A 1,009-nucleotide genomic window follows, 5' to 3' on the forward strand; every position below is an offset into this window, starting at 1 on the left:
CCTTTGCCACGGGTGAGAGTAGCCAGCTGGTGACGGTGAGTACGCTGTCCGACACCCTCTACGAAGGGGATGAGCAGTTTAGCATCAGCTTGAGCAATGGTTCTACCGGTTCACACATCTCTGTGGCGACGGCAACCGGTGTGATCACCGATGACAGCAACGATGAAACCACCTTCTCCGTGACCGATGCATCGGTGGCGGAGGGGAGTGATCTGGTCTTTACCATCACCCGTAATGGAGATGCTCAAGCCGATCAGACGGTGGCCTACAGCTTTACCGATGGCACGGCGGCAGGGTCCGCTGTAGACCATAGTGCCGCAGCGGGCACGGTTACCTTTGCCACCGGCGAAGCGTCACAACTGGTCACAGTGGCTACCTCCAGCGATACGTTGTATGAAGGGGATGAGACCTTCTCCATCTCTTTGGGCTCTGTCTCAACCGGCGGGCATGTGGGGGATGGACAGGCTACCGCGACCATTGTGGATGACAGTGCAGATATTACCTCCTTGGGTGTATCGGTGGTCAGCTCGGTGGCAGAGGGCTCCAACCTGGTGTTTACCATTACCCGTGATGGAGATGCTCAAGCGGATCAAACCGTTGAATATGCATTGGTGGCCGGCAGTGCCACCGGGTCAGGTACCGACTACAGCGATCAATCCGGTACGGTCACCTTTGCCACCGGTGCCCATAGCCAACTGGTTACGGTAAGCACCAGTGGCGATACGTTGTATGAGGGGGATGAGACCTTTAGTCTCTCCCTCAGTAACGGCTCTACGGGCACATCCATTGTCAATGCCACGGCTCAAACCACCCTTACCGATGATGTGCAAGATGAAACCACCTTTTCTGTCGCCAACGGCACGGCGGCAGAGGCGGGTAATCTGGTTTTTACGGTGTACCGGGAAGGGGATGCTCAGGCCGATCAAACAGTGGATTACGCACTGGCAGCAGACAGCGCCGCGGCAGGATCCGACTATACCGACCAAAGCGGCACGCTCACCTTTGCCAC

Annotated in this window: 1 protein-coding gene; it reads left to right on the top strand. The window is 57.1% G+C overall.

What is annotated here, in order from left to right:
• Nucleotides 1-1,009, top strand: a 1,009-nt coding sequence (locus V5T57_RS20040; RefSeq protein ID WP_332893049.1) for a Calx-beta domain-containing protein, incomplete at both ends; no start/stop codon positions are given.

Source organism: Magnetococcus sp. PR-3 (assembly GCF_036689865.1).
Lineage (GTDB): Bacteria > Pseudomonadota > Magnetococcia > Magnetococcales > Magnetococcaceae > Magnetococcus.